The organism is Bacillus canaveralius, from assembly GCF_002860125.1.
GTDB classification, from domain to species: domain Bacteria; phylum Bacillota; class Bacilli; order Bacillales; family Cytobacillaceae; genus Bacillus_BJ; species Bacillus_BJ canaveralius.
In genome coordinates, this window is the sequence record NZ_PGVA01000084.1 from 1 (window position 1) to 16,396 (window position 16,396).

16 protein-coding genes and 1 riboswitch are annotated in these 16,396 nt (G+C 42.2%); of the genes, 8 read left to right on the forward strand and 8 right to left on the reverse strand.

The window, feature by feature from the left end; translation table 11 throughout:
- Positions 1-291 precede the first annotated feature (291 nt).
- The 4 genes from CU635_RS22140 to CU635_RS22155 form a co-directional block, all read right to left on the reverse strand.
- Complete coding sequence (locus CU635_RS22140) at positions 292-855, reverse strand: isoprenylcysteine carboxyl methyltransferase family protein (RefSeq protein ID WP_101579532.1); 564 nt, start codon at positions 853-855, stop codon at positions 292-294.
- Positions 855-1,940, reverse strand: a complete 1,086-nt coding sequence (locus CU635_RS22145; protein ID WP_101579533.1) for a type III polyketide synthase — start codon at positions 1,938-1,940, stop codon at positions 855-857. The genes CU635_RS22140 and CU635_RS22145 overlap by 1 nt, the downstream gene beginning before the upstream one ends.
- 306 nt (positions 1,941-2,246) lie before the next feature.
- Positions 2,247-3,557, reverse strand: a complete 1,311-nt coding sequence (locus CU635_RS22150; RefSeq protein WP_101579534.1) for a nucleobase:cation symporter-2 family protein — start codon at positions 3,555-3,557, stop codon at positions 2,247-2,249.
- Positions 3,554-4,147, reverse strand: a complete 594-nt coding sequence (locus CU635_RS22155; RefSeq protein WP_101579535.1) for a xanthine phosphoribosyltransferase — start codon at positions 4,145-4,147, stop codon at positions 3,554-3,556. The genes CU635_RS22150 and CU635_RS22155 overlap by 4 nt, the downstream gene beginning before the upstream one ends.
- A 128-nt stretch (positions 4,148-4,275) precedes the next feature.
- A riboswitch (purine riboswitch) is annotated at positions 4,276-4,377 on the reverse strand.
- 936 nt (positions 4,378-5,313) lie between these two features.
- On the opposite strand from CU635_RS22155, the gene CU635_RS22165 reads away from it, so the two are divergent.
- Genes CU635_RS22165 through CU635_RS22175 form a run of 3 tightly spaced genes read left to right on the forward strand, consistent with a single transcriptional unit; the run spans position 5,314 to position 7,617 of the window.
- Positions 5,314-5,463: a cytochrome c oxidase subunit 2A gene (locus CU635_RS22165; protein ID WP_101579537.1), complete on the forward strand. Its 150-nt coding sequence runs from the start codon at positions 5,314-5,316 to the stop codon at positions 5,461-5,463.
- 22 nt (positions 5,464-5,485) lie between these two features.
- Positions 5,486-5,962 carry a cytochrome c oxidase subunit II gene (locus CU635_RS22170; protein WP_101579538.1) on the forward strand — a complete coding sequence of 159 codons (477 nt, stop codon included), beginning with the start codon at positions 5,486-5,488 and terminating at the stop codon, positions 5,960-5,962.
- The gene (locus CU635_RS22175) at positions 5,962-7,617 is read left to right on the forward strand and encodes a b(o/a)3-type cytochrome-c oxidase subunit 1 (RefSeq protein WP_101579539.1); all 1,656 of its coding nucleotides are present in this window, start codon (positions 5,962-5,964) and stop codon (positions 7,615-7,617) included. The genes CU635_RS22170 and CU635_RS22175 overlap by 1 nt, the downstream gene beginning before the upstream one ends.
- A gap of 24 nt (positions 7,618-7,641) precedes the next feature.
- Here the strand turns inward: CU635_RS22175 and CU635_RS22180 are convergent, their stop codons facing one another.
- The 4 genes from CU635_RS22180 to CU635_RS22195 all read right to left on the reverse strand — a co-directional run bounded on the left by CU635_RS22180 (position 7,642) and on the right by CU635_RS22195 (position 13,219).
- The gene (locus CU635_RS22180) at positions 7,642-8,556 is read right to left on the reverse strand and encodes a DMT family transporter (RefSeq protein ID WP_308303503.1); all 915 of its coding nucleotides are present in this window, start codon (positions 8,554-8,556) and stop codon (positions 7,642-7,644) included.
- Between the two features lie 46 nt (positions 8,557-8,602).
- Entirely contained in the window at positions 8,603-10,114 is a 1,512-nt protein-coding gene (locus tag CU635_RS22185) for a carboxypeptidase M32 (protein ID WP_101579540.1), read from the reverse strand.
- 124 nt (positions 10,115-10,238) lie between these two features.
- Entirely contained in the window at positions 10,239-10,475 is a 237-nt protein-coding gene (locus CU635_RS22190) for a DUF2249 domain-containing protein (RefSeq protein WP_101579541.1), read from the reverse strand.
- Positions 10,476-10,858: 383 nt separating this feature from the next.
- A complete protein-coding gene (locus CU635_RS22195) occupies positions 10,859-13,219 on the reverse strand; it encodes a nitric-oxide reductase large subunit (RefSeq protein WP_101579542.1) in 2,361 nt (786 codons plus the stop codon).
- 196 nt (positions 13,220-13,415) lie between these two features.
- Between CU635_RS22195 and CU635_RS22200 the strand changes: the two genes are divergently transcribed.
- The 5 genes from CU635_RS22200 to CU635_RS22220 all read left to right on the forward strand — a co-directional run bounded on the left by CU635_RS22200 (position 13,416) and on the right by CU635_RS22220 (position 16,274).
- Positions 13,416-14,105 (forward strand): Crp/Fnr family transcriptional regulator, encoded by a 690-nt coding sequence (locus CU635_RS22200; protein ID WP_101579543.1) that lies wholly within the window; start codon positions 13,416-13,418, stop codon positions 14,103-14,105.
- 78 nt (positions 14,106-14,183) lie between these two features.
- Entirely contained in the window at positions 14,184-14,426 is a 243-nt protein-coding gene (locus CU635_RS22205; RefSeq protein ID WP_101579548.1) for a DUF2249 domain-containing protein, read from the forward strand.
- Positions 14,423-14,638, forward strand: a complete 216-nt coding sequence (locus CU635_RS22210; RefSeq protein ID WP_101579544.1) for a DUF2249 domain-containing protein — start codon at positions 14,423-14,425, stop codon at positions 14,636-14,638. The genes CU635_RS22205 and CU635_RS22210 overlap by 4 nt, the downstream gene beginning before the upstream one ends.
- Positions 14,635-15,888, forward strand: coding sequence for a hypothetical protein (locus CU635_RS22215; protein ID WP_308303504.1), 1,254 nt, complete (start codon positions 14,635-14,637; stop codon positions 15,886-15,888). The genes CU635_RS22210 and CU635_RS22215 overlap by 4 nt, the downstream gene beginning before the upstream one ends.
- An 86-nt stretch (positions 15,889-15,974) precedes the next feature.
- A complete protein-coding gene (locus tag CU635_RS22220) occupies positions 15,975-16,274 on the forward strand; it encodes a metal-sulfur cluster assembly factor (protein WP_101579546.1) in 300 nt (99 codons plus the stop codon).
- Positions 16,275-16,396 lie beyond the last annotated feature (122 nt).

Sequence of the window (16,396 nt, forward strand, 5' to 3'; positions counted from 1 at the left end):
GCCACAACGGCATGTTAGGGACTTTCACCCATTAGAGCGAAGCGCTGCCAAGCGCACAAAAGAAGCCCGGAACACTCCTGGCTTCTTAAAGTTATTATTTAGATTGAGCAGGCTTTAAGACATGGTTTAATACATACTTCATGACGAAGCCATAAACGGCCACTGTTAAAGCAACCAACATTGAAACCATATGTAACACCATCCTTGTTAATGATGTAGTTGAGAATAATATTCAAGTTCAATTAGATATTATCACGAACGATAATCATTTTCAATAAACTTTTAAAATTGTCACACTTTATTAACATTTTTGGGGATAAACCGATTTGTTGCGGCAAATCGCCTATCATACTCTGTCAAGTCTTTTAACGCTTTCTCTTCCGCAGGAATGCGAATTGATAATATCAATGCATTAAGCATCGAAAAAAGCAGCGCTGTTATATACGCGTCGAATAACAAAGGGACAATCAACAGCTCCAGTGAAACAATAACATAATTCGGGTGTTTCATAAATTGGTAAGGACCCTTTTTGACTACTTCACTGCCCGGAAGAACGATGATCTTCGTGTTCCAATATCGCCCTAAAGAGGTTAAAGCCCATATCCTCCCTGCCTGCGTGATCAAAAACAAGACTAGTAATAGCGGCCAGAAAAAAGAAAGCTCTTTCTTAAAATAAATGACCTCAAAAAGTAAACAAATAAAAAACAACGCATGGATGAACACGATGATCCGGTAATGCGCTTTGCCAAATTCAATTGCTCCGCGCTTTTTCAGCCATCGTTCATTCCTTTTTGCAATGACGAGCTCGATGATCCGTTGGGTGATCACCACTGCTAAAAATATAAAAAACAGCACTATTCCCACCTCATCAGTAACAATTCAGAACTGAATCCAGGCCCGAGCGCTGCTGCTAATCCCAGCTGCCCGCTTTCGCCTTTTTGCAGAAATTGCCTTAATACGTAAAAAATCGTGGCTGATGACATATTGCCGAAATTCCGCAAAATATCTTGTGAAACTTCAACCATGTCTGCGGGTATGCTAAGCGACTTAACATAAGCTTCAAGCACTTTTTTTCCGCCTGGATGGGCAATAAAGTGGTCAACGTCTTCTATTTTTAAATTAAAGTTGTGCAAAAACGAGATGACATTTGGTCTCAGCCAATTTTCGATCAGGGAAGGAATGTTCTTTGAAAATACGACAAATAGCCCTTCGTTTTTCACATCCCACCCCATCACATCCAATGAATGCGGCATTGTCGTGGACCTCGTTGCGAAAATTTTCGGCGCAGCCGCCCGCTTTTGATAATGGCGGGCATTCGAATTTCTACCGGCAATTAACGCACAGGCTGCCCCGTCAGCAAAAAGAGAGGTACCGATTAAATTGCTTTTTGAATGGTCATTGCGCTGAAAAGTCAGGCTGCAGAGCTCAATCGCTAGAACAATCACCTTTGCCTCAGGGTAAGCAAGACAATATTCATATGCCCTGGACAATCCTGCAGCACCTCCTGCACAGCCCAATCCCCAGAGCGGAATCCTTTTTGTATGGACTGAAAAAGGGAGTTCATTCATAATTCTTGCTTCAATGCCCGGTGTGGCAAGCCCCGTGCTCGAAACCGTAAAGATCGCATCTATTTCTGTAAAAGGGACCGCGCGGTTTAAAAATTCATAGTGATGAAGGCAGCCTTTGATCGCGGTAAGTCCTAACTCAACTCCATGTTCTATGTAAGCGTCATTTTTTTCTTCAAAGCTCCGGTCGATTTTAAACCAATCAAGACCTTTGACGAAGTGGCGTTTGTCAATTTCCCCGTTTTGGAAAACGGCCAATAGCCGGCCTATATCTTTGAATGTTTCGGAAAAGAGGTCACGGGCAAATTCGGAAACCTGTTCCTGCTTGATTTCATAAGGAGGTATAGCTTCGGCTACTGATAATATAGTGGGCATAACAAACTTCTCCTTTTATCAACATAAGGTTATTTTTTCCATTTATCATCAGCACTATGCAAACTTCATGGTGATTCTTTTCCGTACCCGGTGAAGTGAATTTTAAACTAAGGCTCATTCTGAAAAACGAAAAAAACTTCCTCCACCTGGAGGAAGCCATATGTTTTGAAGGAGTTGTTGTGCTTCTTTATTATATAATGAGAGTGTTAAAACGACATCCATCAATCATTACCATTTCAGCAATATATTTTCCTTTAAACCATTCATAACGCTGCTTCCTGGATGCAAAAGCAGCTTCTTTTCATATCATGAAACCTTCTGTTCCTTTAAATTCGCCAACTCAGCTTTTTTACTGCCTGCGAAAATATTAAAAGCTATGTTTAGAAAGATCGCGGTCAAACTGCCGGCGACAATGCCGTTGCTTGTTAAGATTTGCAGGCTGGCAGGGAGCTGTGCGAATAAATCCGGTACGGCTGTCACGCCAAGTCCCATTGCAGTTGAGCAGGCGATGATTAACAGATTTTCCTGTGAAGCAAATTCGACTTTGCTGAGCATTTTAATTCCATAGGCGACAACCATCCCAAACATCGCGACCATTGCCCCGCCAAGGACGGCTGCAGGAATAACAGTCGTTAATGCGCCGATTTTAGGCATCAGGCCTAAAACAACCAAAAATACACCAGCTGTATAAATGACATTTTTGCTTTTAACACCCGATAATTGGAGTAATCCGACATTTTGCGAATAAGCCGTATATGGAAAAGCATTAAAGATTCCGCCTAAGAGAATCGCCAGTCCTTCGGCACGGTACCCGTTTCCCAGGTCCTGTTCAGAAACTTGCCGATTCGTAATATCACCAACAGCAAAGTATACGCCTGTTGATTCTACCAGGCTGACAACTGCCACTAAAATCATCGTTAAAATCGCGGTTGCTTCAAAGGTCGGCATCCCAAAATAAAATGGCTTGGCGATATGGAACCATGAAGCATCCCCAACTGCACTGAAGTTCACTTTGCCCATGAAATAAGCGGCGATCGTCCCCGCACCCAATCCAAGCAGAATCGCGATCGAACGAATAAAACCTTTCGTAAAACGGTAAAGAAACAGAATAAATAATAAAGTTCCAAACGCCAGCGAAATGTTTGATAATGAACCGAAATCAGGACTTCCCTGCCCCCCTGCCATGTTATTCATGGCAACAGGAATTAAAGTTATTCCGATAATGGTCACGACAGAGCCTGTGACTACCGGCGGGAAAAACTTGACGAGCTTGCCAAAATATTTGCCGATCACGAGCACAAACAGGCCTGAAGCAATAATTGCCCCGTAAATTGCCGAAATTCCATATTGGCCGCCAATCGCAATCATTGGGCCAACTGCCGTGAACGTGCAGCCCAGCACTACCGGAAGACCAATCCCAAAAAATTTATTGCGCCAAACTTGGAGAATCGTCGCAATCCCGCACATGAAAATATCTATCGACACAAGATAGGTTAACTGCTCCCCTGTCAGCCCAAGCGCTCCGCCAACAATCAATGGTACAATCACAGCCCCTGCATACATGGCCAGTACGTGCTGAATTCCAAGTGAAGCGGTTTTTATGATATTTGAGTTCATTTTACAGCTGCCCCCGTCTCTTCAATAAATTGAACTTGCTTGTTTTTAAGTGATTTTATCCTGGCCAGTGATTCGACTCGATAGCCGCTGTCACGCAGCTGTTGGCCGCCACTCTGAAAAGCTTTTTCAATGACAATCCCAATTCCAGTCACTTCTGCTTGCGTGGCAAGAACAATGTCAATAAGCCCGAATGCTGCTTGCCCATTCGCGAGAAAGTCATCGATGATCAGTATCCTGTCACCTTTACCGATATATTGCTTGGACACAGATATTTCTGTTGTCTCCTGCTTTGTAAAAGAATGAACAGATGCCGTCAATAAATCATTCATAAGCGTTAAAGACTTTCTTTTTCTCGCAAAAATAACCGGTACATTTAAATGGAATGCAGCCATCAGTCCAGGAGCAATCCCCGAAGATTCAATCGTCAAAACCTTCGTAATTCCATCATTTTTAAACAAGTGGGCAAATTCTTGACCGACTTCATTCATAAGATTCGGATCAATTTGATGGTTTAAAAATGAATCCACCTTTAAAACGGTTTCCGAAAGAACCATTCCTTCGTTTCTGATTTTTTGTTTAAGCAGTTCCATCTTGTCCCTCCTCGTCATGGTGAAAAAACAAAAAAGCCTGAAGGCCAAAGCCCCCTCTGTAAATGAGTGAGGCAATGACCGTCAGGCTAACAGCTTGAAGGTAAAAGGAAGGAACAGCAAATAAGGTTCCGGTCCCATTGCTCACCCATAGTCGGAACATTTACGGTATTCCGGTAGAAACTTGCAGGCCATATCCCCGCGATTATATGAGTGAATCCGTATTGAATTAGTAATATTATAACATCCCAAATTAATAAATCAATAGTTTCCCATAGGAAACACGAATATTAACAAAAGATAATTACTTTAATATTCGGAAAATAGCAAAGCATTGCGATGCTGTTGGTTTGTGATCAACACATCCCCTTTTCGGTCAAGTTTTGCCATATATCATCAACTTAATCTAAATAACTGGAATTATCAGTTTCTATCTTTAGATCGGTGCTTTTAGGGCTCACGAAGGATAAAACTCATTCGAAAAATAGGCGAAGTGTTTTTCATAGGGCTCATGAAAGACAAGATTCATTCGGAAAATAGGTAAGTGTTCTTCATAGGATTCATGAAGCCCACAACTAATAGGGAATACGAGAGAAATGTCCTTTATGAGTCCGATATAGGAAAAGATTAATAATTAGCGAGAAAAGCTCTCTATTTCTAAAATATCAAAGCCCGTAAATCAATAAATTAACTCTCTACAGGAATGCTTATATAGTTTTTTATTTATAAAAAATATTAGATGTATTATTACACTAACAGGATGGTCATTTGAAACGTTAGTTGACCCAAATGTAAGGGATAAAGATCCGGAGCAACCTGGATTATAGGTTGCTCTTTTCCAACTAACAATATAAGGATAAATCTTTTAACAAGTACATAAAAATATGCTTTATCACCACTGCCTGAAACACTTTCATTGTTGATTTTCCTTAACGACCTCCGCATCAAAACACTATCATCGGTGATCTTAGTCACATTTTCTTCACATTTCTCCCTGTCCGGATGTGATATTAATCACTGCTATTACAAGTTTACACCATTAACATATTACTTACGTAACGAATGAACAATTTGTGAACTGCCGGAAACCATCTGGAACTTTGACTATTGTCTTGTATTATGGGATTGTAATCATCTATTTATCTAACTTTTTGAAAGGAGGGAATAGCATGGCGAAAACGGAACTCCGCAACCAAACTAAAACAGAAATTGAGGATAGCTCCTCTTTAAAGGGCACGTTAGCTTCCGTTTTTTTATTGGGTTTCTTCCTGATCATCACCTGGGTAAGCGTTTATTATTTATTTTTAGATCGTTTTTAAGAGATAGAAAGGGGAAAGAGCCATGCATATGCATAAGTTTGAAAAAGCCTGGCTTATTTTTGGAGTCGGATCACTTCTCGTGTTCTTAACGATTATAGGAGTAAGTGCATTCTACCTTGGAAATCAGCCGCCAAGCTGCCTGGCAACGGTCGATCCTGAAAAAGTCGATACACAAGCACCGTTTGATAAGCCGGGCTTGAATAAAGTTGAGGGAAAAGAATGGGATTATGAATTAGTTTATGTTGCGGCTGCTTTTGCCTATAATCCTGTTCAGGTAGAGGTTCCGTTAGGTGCAAAAGTAAAGGTTATTGCAACCACAAAAGATGTTGTCCACGGTTTTGAAGTGGCAGGAACCAACATTAACATGATGCTTGAACCGGGATATGTTTCCGAATATGTGACTACCTTTGACAAACCGGGCGAGTTTTTGGTCGTCTGCAATGAATACTGTGGAGTTGGACACCATATGATGAATTCGAAGATCGAGGTGGTTAAATAATGCTAAGCACTGAAGCAAATATAAAGGTTGACCGCCGTGATGGAAAACTGGCAATGGCGCACTTGCATGTCGCTTTTATTGCGCTGGCACTCGGCGGCCTTGCGGGGTTATTGCAAGTTTTAGTACGCTCAGGAAAATTGGAATTGCCATGGGGAATCACCTATTATCAAGTTTTAACTGTCCACGGTGTTGTGCTTGGATTAGTGTTAACAACATTTTTTATCCTTGGCTTTCAAATTGCTGCCGTGAGCCGGACATCCGGCACCCTAACGAACGGGCAACGTAAACTGGGCTGGATTGGCTTTTGGCTAATGACGCTCGGAACAGCGATGGCTGCTGTTATGATCCTGCTAAATAAAGCGTCAGTTCTTTATACGTTTTATGCCCCTTTGCAGGCCCATGCTCTCTTTTATTTAGGCCTGACACTTGTTGTAGTCGGGAGCTGGGTTGGCGGTGCAGCGATTATTGCCGCTTATATACAGTGGAGAAAAAACAACCCGGGCAAGCCAAGTCCATTGCTGACTTTCATGGCCCTTGTCAATACATTGCTGTGGATTGTAGCAACGCTTGGTGTCGCTGCGACGGTGCTTATCCAATTGCTGCCGTGGTCTTTAGGCCTTGTTGATACGGTTGATGTTTTGGTGAGCCGGACATTGTTCTGGTATTTTGGCCATCCACTCGTCTATTTCTGGCTGCTGCCAGCTTATATGGCTTGGTATGTAATTATCCCGAAAATTATCGGCGGAAAAATTTTCTCTGATTCACTGGCGCGGATGTCGTTTATACTATTCCTGCTATTTTCTATTCCTGTAGGTTTTCACCATCAGTTAACTGAACCGGGTATAGACCCTGCCTGGAAGTTTCTTCAGGTCGTTTTAACGTTCTTAGTCGTCATTCCATCGCTGATGACCGCTTTCTCGTTATTCGCAACCTTTGAACGTTTTGGCAGAGCGCAAGGCGGAAAAGGATTATTTGGCTGGTTTAAAAAGCTTCCATGGGGTGATGCCCGTTTCACTGTTCCATTTATCGGAATGCTCTCGTTCATTCCTGCTGGTGCAGGAGGAATCATCAATGCGTCAAACCAGATGAATCAGGTTGTACATAATACAATTTGGGTAACCGGCCACTTTCATTTAACGCTGGCAACAGCCGTTGTTCTTACCTTCTTTGGAATTACTTACTGGCTTGTTCCGCATTTAACCGGGCGGAAGCTGACAAAACAAATGAACAAACTGGCGATCATTCAAGCCGTTATTTGGTCGATTGGCATGACCTTTATGTCTGGTGCGATGCATGCAGCCGGCCTTCTCGGTGCGCCGCGCAGGTCTTCATTCTCAACGTACGGTGATGCCGCGCAGGCATTGGAATGGATCCCTTACCAAATTGCCCAGGCCGTTGGCGGATCGATTTTATTTTTGGGGATAATTCTCATGCTCTATATTTTTATTAATCTCGCCTTCTTTGCCCCTAAAGGGGATGAAGAATTCCCGGTCGGCGAAGCGGAGGATAAAACAGAAAAAGTACCAATGTTTTTGGAAAATTGGAAGCTGTGGCTCGGGCTTACTGTCGCCTTAATTCTGTTTGCTTATACAATACCTTTCATAGATATAATCCAAAATGCACCGCCTGGATCGAAAGGCTTTAAGCTCTGGTAGGCAGTTTCACAAAAAATCGCTCCTTCAATGGAGCGATTTTTTTGTGAAAACATTTTTTGATCCATCTGCACGGAGATTAACGGCACAAACGGACAATATGATTAAAGCAGAACCTAGTATTTGAAAGATTCCGAGGCTCTCGCCATATAAAAATAAACCGAGCAAAACGGCAACAACCGGCTCGATTGTCGCAATAACAGCCGCAGTGCTGCTCTCGGTTCTTTCCAGTCCCCACGTATAAAGATAGTACGCCAGTACAGTCGGAAGCAGGCCTAACCCTGCTGCAAGCAACACCACCTCTACATCGAAGAGCGCCTCCCCTCTTTCCCAGATGCGGGTTACCGGCAGCAGAAAAAGAGCCGCGACCACGAAAGTATACAATGTTACCGTATAAGCAGAGTATTTTTGCAAGGCAAACTTTCCAAAGATGCTGTAAAGAGCATAGCCGAGTCCTGCCCCCAATCCGATAATCGTCCCGATCGGGCTCAAGGAGCCTGTATCTTGTCCGCTCATACCAGCGATTAAGACACTGCCGACAATCGTTCCGATAATCGCCGTTTTTTTCCGGGAATCAATTTTCTCTTTTAAAAAAAAGAACGATAACAGAGCGACAAAGGCAGGCGAAGTGTACAGCAAAATGACAGCAATTGAAATAGTCAATTGGTTGATCGCGGTAAAATAACACCAATTAAAAAATACAATGCTTAAGATTCCGGTTCCAGCAAACAAATGGATGTCGCGGAGCGAGATCTTCATTTGTGGTCGGGATGCAGCGATTCCAATTATCACAAGAATGATTGAAGCGAAAACAACACGGAGCGTCACGATTTCCATCGCAGAAAAACCTAACGATGTCAAACCTTTCACGAAAAAAGCAATTAAGCCCCATAATGATGCACCGGCGGCAATCATCATAAAGGGCAACAATTTTTTAATCATTTATCTCGAAAGGAAGAGGATGACGGCCGCCATCCCCTGTTCCCAACTAGTTCAACTCGTAAACCCGACCGTATTTTTCATAAAGGTAATTGATTAAATAATTAGCATTCAGCCCTTCGCCGGTAACATCTGTCAATATCTCCAAAGGCTTTTTCATTTTCCCGTGCTTGTGAACCTTTTCGGTAAGCCACTCTTTTACAGGGAGCAGATTCCCTTGTTCAAGAAGCTGGTCATAGTTTGGAATGTCTTTTAGGAGTGCATTCTTGAACTGGGCTGCGTACATATAGCCAAGTGCATAAGAAGGGAAGTACCCGAAGCTTCCTCCTGACCAGTGCACATCCTGTAGAACACCTTGCGCATCATTTTCCGGTCTGACACCTAAATATTCTTCATATTTGTCATTCCAAACCTGCGGCAAGTCTTCAACATTGATTTCATCATTAAAAAGGCCTTTTTCAATTTCATAGCGAATGATAACATGGAGTGGATACGTTAATTCATCTGCTTCAATCCGGATTAAGGATGGTTTGGATTCATTAATTGCCCGGTAAAAGTCACCCAAATCAACATTATCAAATTGGCCTTCTGCATAGCTTTTTAGCAGCCCATAATTTTTTGTCCAAAACGATTCATTGCGGCCGACAAAATTTTCGTAAAACAGTGACTGCGATTCATGGATCCCCATTGAGGTTCCGGTACACAACGATGTTCCCACTAATTCTGTGGAAATATTTTGTTCGTATAAAGCATGCCCGCCTTCATGAATTGTTCCGAACACAGCCGTGCGGAAGTCTGTTTCATCGTATTTTGTTGTCACCCGGACATCTCCCGGATTTAAACCGATTGCAAACGGGTGGACCGTCTCATCCAGCCGCCCTGCATCAAAGTTATAGCCCATTTGCCGCAGAATTTCTTCGCTGAACCCTTTTTGTTTATCCTTCGGGAATTTTTTATAGAGAAATTCAGTCGCTGGCTTATTGGCTGAATCGCTGATCCTTTTTACGAGCGGGACGATTTTTTCTCGCAGTTCTCCGAAAACTTTGTCGAGGATTTCGACAGTGACCCCTGGTTCATACATATCAAGCAAAGTATTATATTTATTGCCTTCATAGCCCCAGTAGTTGATAAAACGTTTATTGGTCTCAACTAGCTTATTTAGAAAAGGCAAAAACATGCTGAAATCCGACTTTGCCTTTGCCTCTTCCCACACGCTTTCTGCTTTTGATTGAAGAATTACATATTCTTTATATTCTCCAGCCGGGATTTTTTTATTGCGGTCATAATCTTTTTTGCTTTCCTCAAGAATTTTTGCGGTTACTTCGGATAACTGTTCTGTGGAAGAAAGCTTTGCTATGTATGCTGCCATTTCTTCTGATGTTGACATTCTAAATACTTCGGAAGAAAGCATCCCAATTACTTCGGAACGCTGTTCAATACCCTTTTTCGGAGCGCCCGTGCGCAAATCCCAAAACATTAATGACAAGGCTTCATTATAAGCCGTCATTTTTTTTACATAATCCAAAAAATCTTGTTCTAACTGTGCAGTTGCCTGAACCATCTACTTTCCTCCTATACGTTCATTTCCTCCATATTTTATCATATTTTTCTGAAAAGGGGGCCAACTTCGCTTTGAGAGGATGCAGAAAAGCGGAATTCTCAGGGAAAACTCCGCTTAGTGCCAGTTATTTATTTTTTCCAATTGCGACTCTCCAAGTTTCCGGTCCTTCTTCAAGATATTCCCAAGAAAACTGGTCTTTTCTTTCAATCATAAACTGGTATTGAAGCGGCCTTGGATCATGATCGTTGACGACCTTCATAAATTCACCCGGCTTCAAGGCATCAAATGCACCAAAAATAACTGGATGCTTTTCGCGGGGCGGGTAGTCTGGAGCAACAATAACAGCAGCAAATTCTCTCATAGTTTTTTCCTCCTTAATAAGGTGGTTTACACTTATTATTATAGATAGTGATATGTAAAGAATGAGTGAAGCGCATCACATGCTATCTATGATTTATGCCCCCGATTTTTGGTTGATACGATTATAATAAACATAATAGAATCAAGAGTAGGACCAGACTGTCATAAAAAGAGGTGGTAGTTTGAAAGAGCACGTTGGAAAGTGTTCAATTTGCGGAAAAGATGTTTATTGCCTTGATGGTTTTTTTAACGGTGTTCACACCGATGACAACAAAATCGTTTGTTTTGAGTGCGACTCAGCAATCCACAGAAACGATGAGGAAAGTTAAAAGGATGGCAATTTGCCATCCTTTATAATAACGATTCAGCATATTTGCAAAGTGTTTACTCATCGGCCGCAAGGTCATCGACTGGAAGAGCTTCGTTTTCTTTATGTGTGACTTTGCGAGTATTGATGATTGCTTTTAAGCAGAAGATCAGCAACGTCGCTACTCCAATCAGGAAGATCGTGTCCGGAATCGATCGGTACGTGAGCAGCTTCTGGATGATATCCTGTTGTAAAAACTGGGCCGAGCGCGATGCAGCGTAGCCATGATCAAATGCCTCTTTCATTTGGATAACGCCGACTGGCAGCAGCGAAACAAAAACCATTCCGGCAAGGCCAATATTCAACATCATGCAGGAGAATTTCACCCATTTATCATTCCATTTTTCCGGTTTGACAACATTCCTTAAAGAATAAACGAGAACGGCACAGGCAAACATGCCGTATACACCCATCATCGCCGCGTGTCCATGTGCCGGAGTGAGGAATTGGCCGTGCTCAAGGAAGCTGACAGCAGGCAGGTTAATTAAGAAGCCGAGGACACCGGCGCCAACTAGATTCCAAATCGCCACTGAAATTAGGAACCAGAAAGTTCCTTTATAAGGAAAATCAATTCCCCCTGCACGCATCATTTTATATTGTTCGTATGCTTCAAGAATCAATAGGGTCAACGGAATGACTTCCAGCGCTGAAAATACGGCACCAAGCGCGATCCAAACTTCGGCTGAACCATTATAATAATAATGATGGCCGATTCCGATTACGCCGCTTCCGAGCAGGAGGATCAACTGAAAGTAAAGTGCTTTAACGGTCGAGCTTTTTGTCACAAGTCTCATTTGGACAAGCAAGAACCCGATGACAACGACAGCAAAAACTTCAAAAATTCCTTCGACCCATAGATGGATAATCCACCAGCGCCAAAAATCAGCAAACGTAAAATTTGAATCCGGATTCATAAAGAATGCGAATACATAGAAAAGCGGCACAGCAATTGCCGAATAAAATAACAGGTGGATTAAACCTCCCTTATCCGACTCCCTTTTCAATCCGCTCCGGATGCCGCGGTAAACAATAAACAGCCATATGAGCATTCCGACGACGAGAATGATTTGCCAAATCCGTCCAAGCTCAAGGTACTCCCAGCCCTGGTGGCCAAGCAAGAACCATAAGTTTCCTAAATATCCGTTTGCACCGAGCCATTGCCCGACCATACTTCCGACAACAAGAACGACGAGCGCCCAAAATAAAACATCGACGAGCAGCCCCTGTCTCTTTGGTTCAAACCCTCCTACCAGCGGCGCAATGTAAATCCCCATTCCAAGCCATGCTGTTGCGATCCAAAGAATAGCCAGCTGTAAGTGGTACCCCTTCGCAATATTGAACGGGAGAATATCATAAATCCACTTCATCCCAAAGAAGCTGTCAGGCTCTATATAGTAGTGGGCCAGCAATGCTCCAAACATCGCCTGGACAAAGAATAAAGCGGCAACGATGACAAAGTATTTCGTTGTTTTCAATTGTGAAGATGTGACAGGTAATTTCCCCAATTCGATCCGCGGAAAATTGCCGTCCGTATATGCTTCCTCCATTCCAAGGTGGTAACGGTAGAAGACGAATAAAATGATTCCGATAAATAAGATGAGAATTGTGACACTGGCACCGCTCCACCAAATAGCTGAGAACGACATGGTATTGCCCGCATCTTCATAATAAGGCCAGTTGTTTGTATAAGTAATATCATCACCTATCCGCTCGGTACTGGATAACCAGGCGGTCCAGAAAAAGAAATCGGCTATTTGCCGGGTCTGGTCTCCCTCGGCGATCCACAAACGGTCATTCTCTGGTAAATGTTCCTCCTTGATTAAATTGGGCTTTAATCCCCAACCGTCTCCTTCAGTGAACACTTGCTTGTAAAACGCTCTTACTTTTTTGACACCGAAGGCTTGAGAATCTGTTAAAAACAGTTTATCCGTGTCAGCTTCATAGCGGTTCTCACGCATTTCCTTAATCACTTGATTTTTAATCACGGTTTGTTCATCTGTGTTTAACTCAGCAAAGTTTTTGTCGTGTATTTGCTGTGCTTTAAAATCCTGCATTCCTTCCGTATATATTTTTAATGCCTCCGCCGTGTAATCCGGGCCCATATACGATCCATGTCCAAGGACGGTTCCATAATCCATCAGACCATATTTTTGGAAGACGGCCTGCCCTCCTATAATCGATTTTTTAGTTAAGATCACCTCTCCTTTTTCATTGGTAACCTCAAGAGGCTGGGGAGCCATTTCTTTAAAAATCCAGAAACCACCTACAATAAGAATCGTAAAACTAAATACAATCGTGAGAATCAAAATCGATTTTAAGAGAGCGTTTTTATTTTTCTTCACCACTTTTTGTGTGGGAATACCTCGATTTACCTCCATATCAATACATCCTTTCTATTTGATTTCACCCTCATTTTAATCGTTGCAGCACCGATTGTTAGTGAAGCTGTTCATCGTGTGATTGTGATATTTAGCACAACTGTTACGAAAATATTCAATTGTATGATGAACGTCACTTTGTATCGATTTCTGGCTTGGTACACTGAATTTAATAGGAAATACTGGAGGGTTATAGATGAAAACAGGCGATATTGAACGGCGTTTGGCTGAGGTTCCTCTTTTTAAAGAGCTGTCTTCTCATGAGCTCGAAAAAATCATTAATATTGCGCATACAAGGATTTACAAGCAAAAAATGTATGTATTTATGCAGGGACATCCTTTGGACAAAGTATTTTTTATTCATTCAGGCAGAGTAAAAATTTATAAAACGGACCATTCCGGCAAGGAACAAATTGTTTCGTTTTTGGAAGCAGGTGAAATGTTTCCGCATGCTGGGTTTTTCAGGCACGGCCAATATCCTGCCCATGCAGAAATTATGGAAGAAGCAGAGCTGATTGTTGTTCCGATTGAAAAATTTGAGAATATTTTAATCGCTCATCCTGAGCTTTGTATTAAACTCTTTAAAGTCCTTGGTGAAAAAATTGTAGATTTGCAAAATCGATTGGAGGAACAAATTCTCCATAATACTTATGAACAAATTATTATGCTGCTGCTCAGGCTTTGTAAAACAAACGGTGAACAAACAGGCAGCCATTATAAACTGACAGCCCATTACACACATCGTGAACTTGCCAATATGATTGGCACATCAAGAGAAACGATCAGCAGGACGATCAACTACTTAAAAAAGAAGAACGTCATTGAATTGGACCAACAGGGTAATTTCTTGATCACTCAAGAAATTCTCCAAAAGGAATTATTCTAGTCTTGTGATTAAAATCACGTAGTTCACAACTGAAAATGATTATCATTAATTTATCACATTTATAAGGGGCTGTTTATGATGGATAAGAAAATAGTCGAACTGGATGTTCGCGACGATTTGAAAAATAAGCTTGAGCCATTCCAAAAAATAATGGAAGCTATTTCGGGGCTTAATGAACATGATGTATTTATCCTCCACGCGCCTTTTAAGCCTGTTCCCCTGTTTCCCGTCTTGAAAGCAAAAGGATTCGAAGCAGTAAGTGAGCAAATTGAAAAGAAGCACTGGAAAGTGGTTTTTACGAAAAGAGGCGATCGCCAGTGATCTTGGATAATCGCGGATTGGAGCCGCCGCAGCCAATGATGAGAACGTTAAAAGCCCTCGAGTCCCTGCAACAGGGGCGCGTCTTAACGATTATCAACGATCGTCGGCCCATGTTCCTGTACGAGCAATTAGATGAAATGGGATACACGCATCGTACGGAACAAAATGCTGACGGAAGTTACAGAATCGATATTACGAAATTAAGCAGGTGATTGGTTTGATACCAAATAGTATCGGCAGTGAAACAAATATAAAACTGCCGCTGTTCTTTATCTGTTACAGCTTGTTTGCCTTTGTGATCTCCCAAATCATTCTATTATTAAACGGAGAGCAAATGATTTCCGGAAGCTTTCGGATTCCGGCTGTCTGGTCTGCAGCTCATCTACTCGTTTTGGGCTGGGCGCTGATGATTGCGATGGGTTCGATGTACCAGCTTGTTCCTGTCGTTTTTTTAACTCCGATATGGAACGAACGCTTTGGTTTTTTTCAATTTGCGGTTACTGCAGCAGGTATCACCTGGTTTGCAGCTGCTCTGTATTTCGCACCACAAACAGCAATGATCACGGGAGCAATAACATTAACGGGAATCATCTTGTTTATCATCCAAATCATGATGACGTTAAAGAAACAGGCGCAAGCAAGTATGATAACGCTTTTTGTAGGAACTGCATTATTTTGTTTATTTGCAACGATCATGCTCGGGATTACTCTCATATTGAGCATCAAAACCGGGTTTGCAGCCGCAATGTATCCTGCGATTTTTAAAACCCATCTATTGCTTGGGCTGGCCGGCTGGTTTACGCTGCTTATCTTTGGTTTCTCTTACAAAATGGTCCCGATGTTTTCCCTTTCCCACGGCTACTCGATGTGGCAAGCCAGGCTGGTTTATTGCTTTTATGTATTTGGGTTGGTTTGCACGGCCTTATCTTTTTTCAGCAATGAACAATGGTTGTTCATGATCGGATTTTTGTTTCTATTAATCGGATTTGCCTGTTTCGCCTCGCATATGGCGCTCATTTTAAAAAAACGGATTAAAAGAAAGCTCGACAAACCATTTTCGTTCTCGCTTTTTGCGATATGTTGCGGGCTGGCAGTTCATCTTGCGGCATTTGGATCCGTTATAACCGGGACATTCTCCAGGCTGGCCGGACCGTTTATCGCGGCCTATTTCCTGCTTTGGATCGCTTTTAGTATCATTGGCTATCTATTCAAAATTGTCCCGTTTCTATGGTGGACTCACAAGTACAGCAGCGAAATCGGCAAAAAGGACGTTCCTGTTTTAAAGGATATGATAAATGAAAAGATGGCTTTACCGCTGTTCTTCGCCTTATCAGCCGGGGGGATAATCGTTTTTGTTGCCCTTTTATTTGGTCTGAAAGTGCTGTTTTATCCGGGCCAATTTCTCTTCAGCCTGGCAGCTGTAGTTTTCAGCGGAACTATCGCATCAGTCCTAAAGAAATAGAGATGCAGAAAAGTTTTCAGCATCACTTAGCGCTTTCGCAAGGCGCCCCTAAATTATTTTACACAAACATGAGGAGGCTAATAAAAATGGATTTAACAGAACATGTACAAAAGAATTTAAAGAGAGTGCTCGACCCCGAATTAAACATCAATGTAGTCGATCTCGGCCTGATCTATGATATTTCCTTTCCAGCTGAAAAACAAGTCAATGTTACGATGACACTTACTACGCCAGGCTGCCCGCTCCATGACAGCATTGTAAATGGGGTGAAATATTGTTTGGAAGAATTGGAAGAGTTTAATTTGGCGGATGTGAAAGTGGTGTGGGAGCCGGCCTGGTCACCAGAAAAAATGACTCCAGAAGGCATGAAAGCACTTGGCAGATAATGGCCAATACAACTGAATCTACGAAAAAGTTAAAAAAACAGCGGTCAATTCGACCGCTGTTCAGATTGTCGACAAAAGGGGTTCGGAATGGTCTCATTCCGAACCCCTTTTGGTTATTTTTA

Coding starts and splice junctions, on each gene's coding strand:
- CU635_RS22145 (WP_101579533.1), bottom strand. CDS start 1,940: ATGCCCACTATATTATCAGTAGCCGAAGCTATACCTCCTTATGAAATC.
- CU635_RS22150 (WP_101579534.1), bottom strand. CDS start 3,557: ATGAACTCAAATATCATAAAAACCGCTTCACTTGGAATTCAGCACGTA.
- CU635_RS22155 (WP_101579535.1), bottom strand. CDS start 4,147: ATGGAACTGCTTAAACAAAAAATCAGAAACGAAGGAATGGTTCTTTCG.
- CU635_RS22165 (WP_101579537.1), top strand. CDS start 5,314: ATGGCGAAAACGGAACTCCGCAACCAAACTAAAACAGAAATTGAGGAT.
- CU635_RS22170 (WP_101579538.1), top strand. CDS start 5,486: ATGCATATGCATAAGTTTGAAAAAGCCTGGCTTATTTTTGGAGTCGGA.
- CU635_RS22175 (WP_101579539.1), top strand. CDS start 5,962: ATGCTAAGCACTGAAGCAAATATAAAGGTTGACCGCCGTGATGGAAAA.
- CU635_RS22180 (WP_308303503.1), bottom strand. CDS start 8,556: ATGATTAAAAAATTGTTGCCCTTTATGATGATTGCCGCCGGTGCATCA.
- CU635_RS22185 (WP_101579540.1), bottom strand. CDS start 10,114: ATGGTTCAGGCAACTGCACAGTTAGAACAAGATTTTTTGGATTATGTA.
- CU635_RS22190 (WP_101579541.1), bottom strand. CDS start 10,475: ATGAGAGAATTTGCTGCTGTTATTGTTGCTCCAGACTACCCGCCCCGC.
- CU635_RS22195 (WP_101579542.1), bottom strand. CDS start 13,219: ATGGAGGTAAATCGAGGTATTCCCACACAAAAAGTGGTGAAGAAAAAT.
- CU635_RS22200 (WP_101579543.1), top strand. CDS start 13,416: ATGAAAACAGGCGATATTGAACGGCGTTTGGCTGAGGTTCCTCTTTTT.
- CU635_RS22205 (WP_101579548.1), top strand. CDS start 14,184: ATGGATAAGAAAATAGTCGAACTGGATGTTCGCGACGATTTGAAAAAT.
- CU635_RS22220 (WP_101579546.1), top strand. CDS start 15,975: ATGGATTTAACAGAACATGTACAAAAGAATTTAAAGAGAGTGCTCGAC.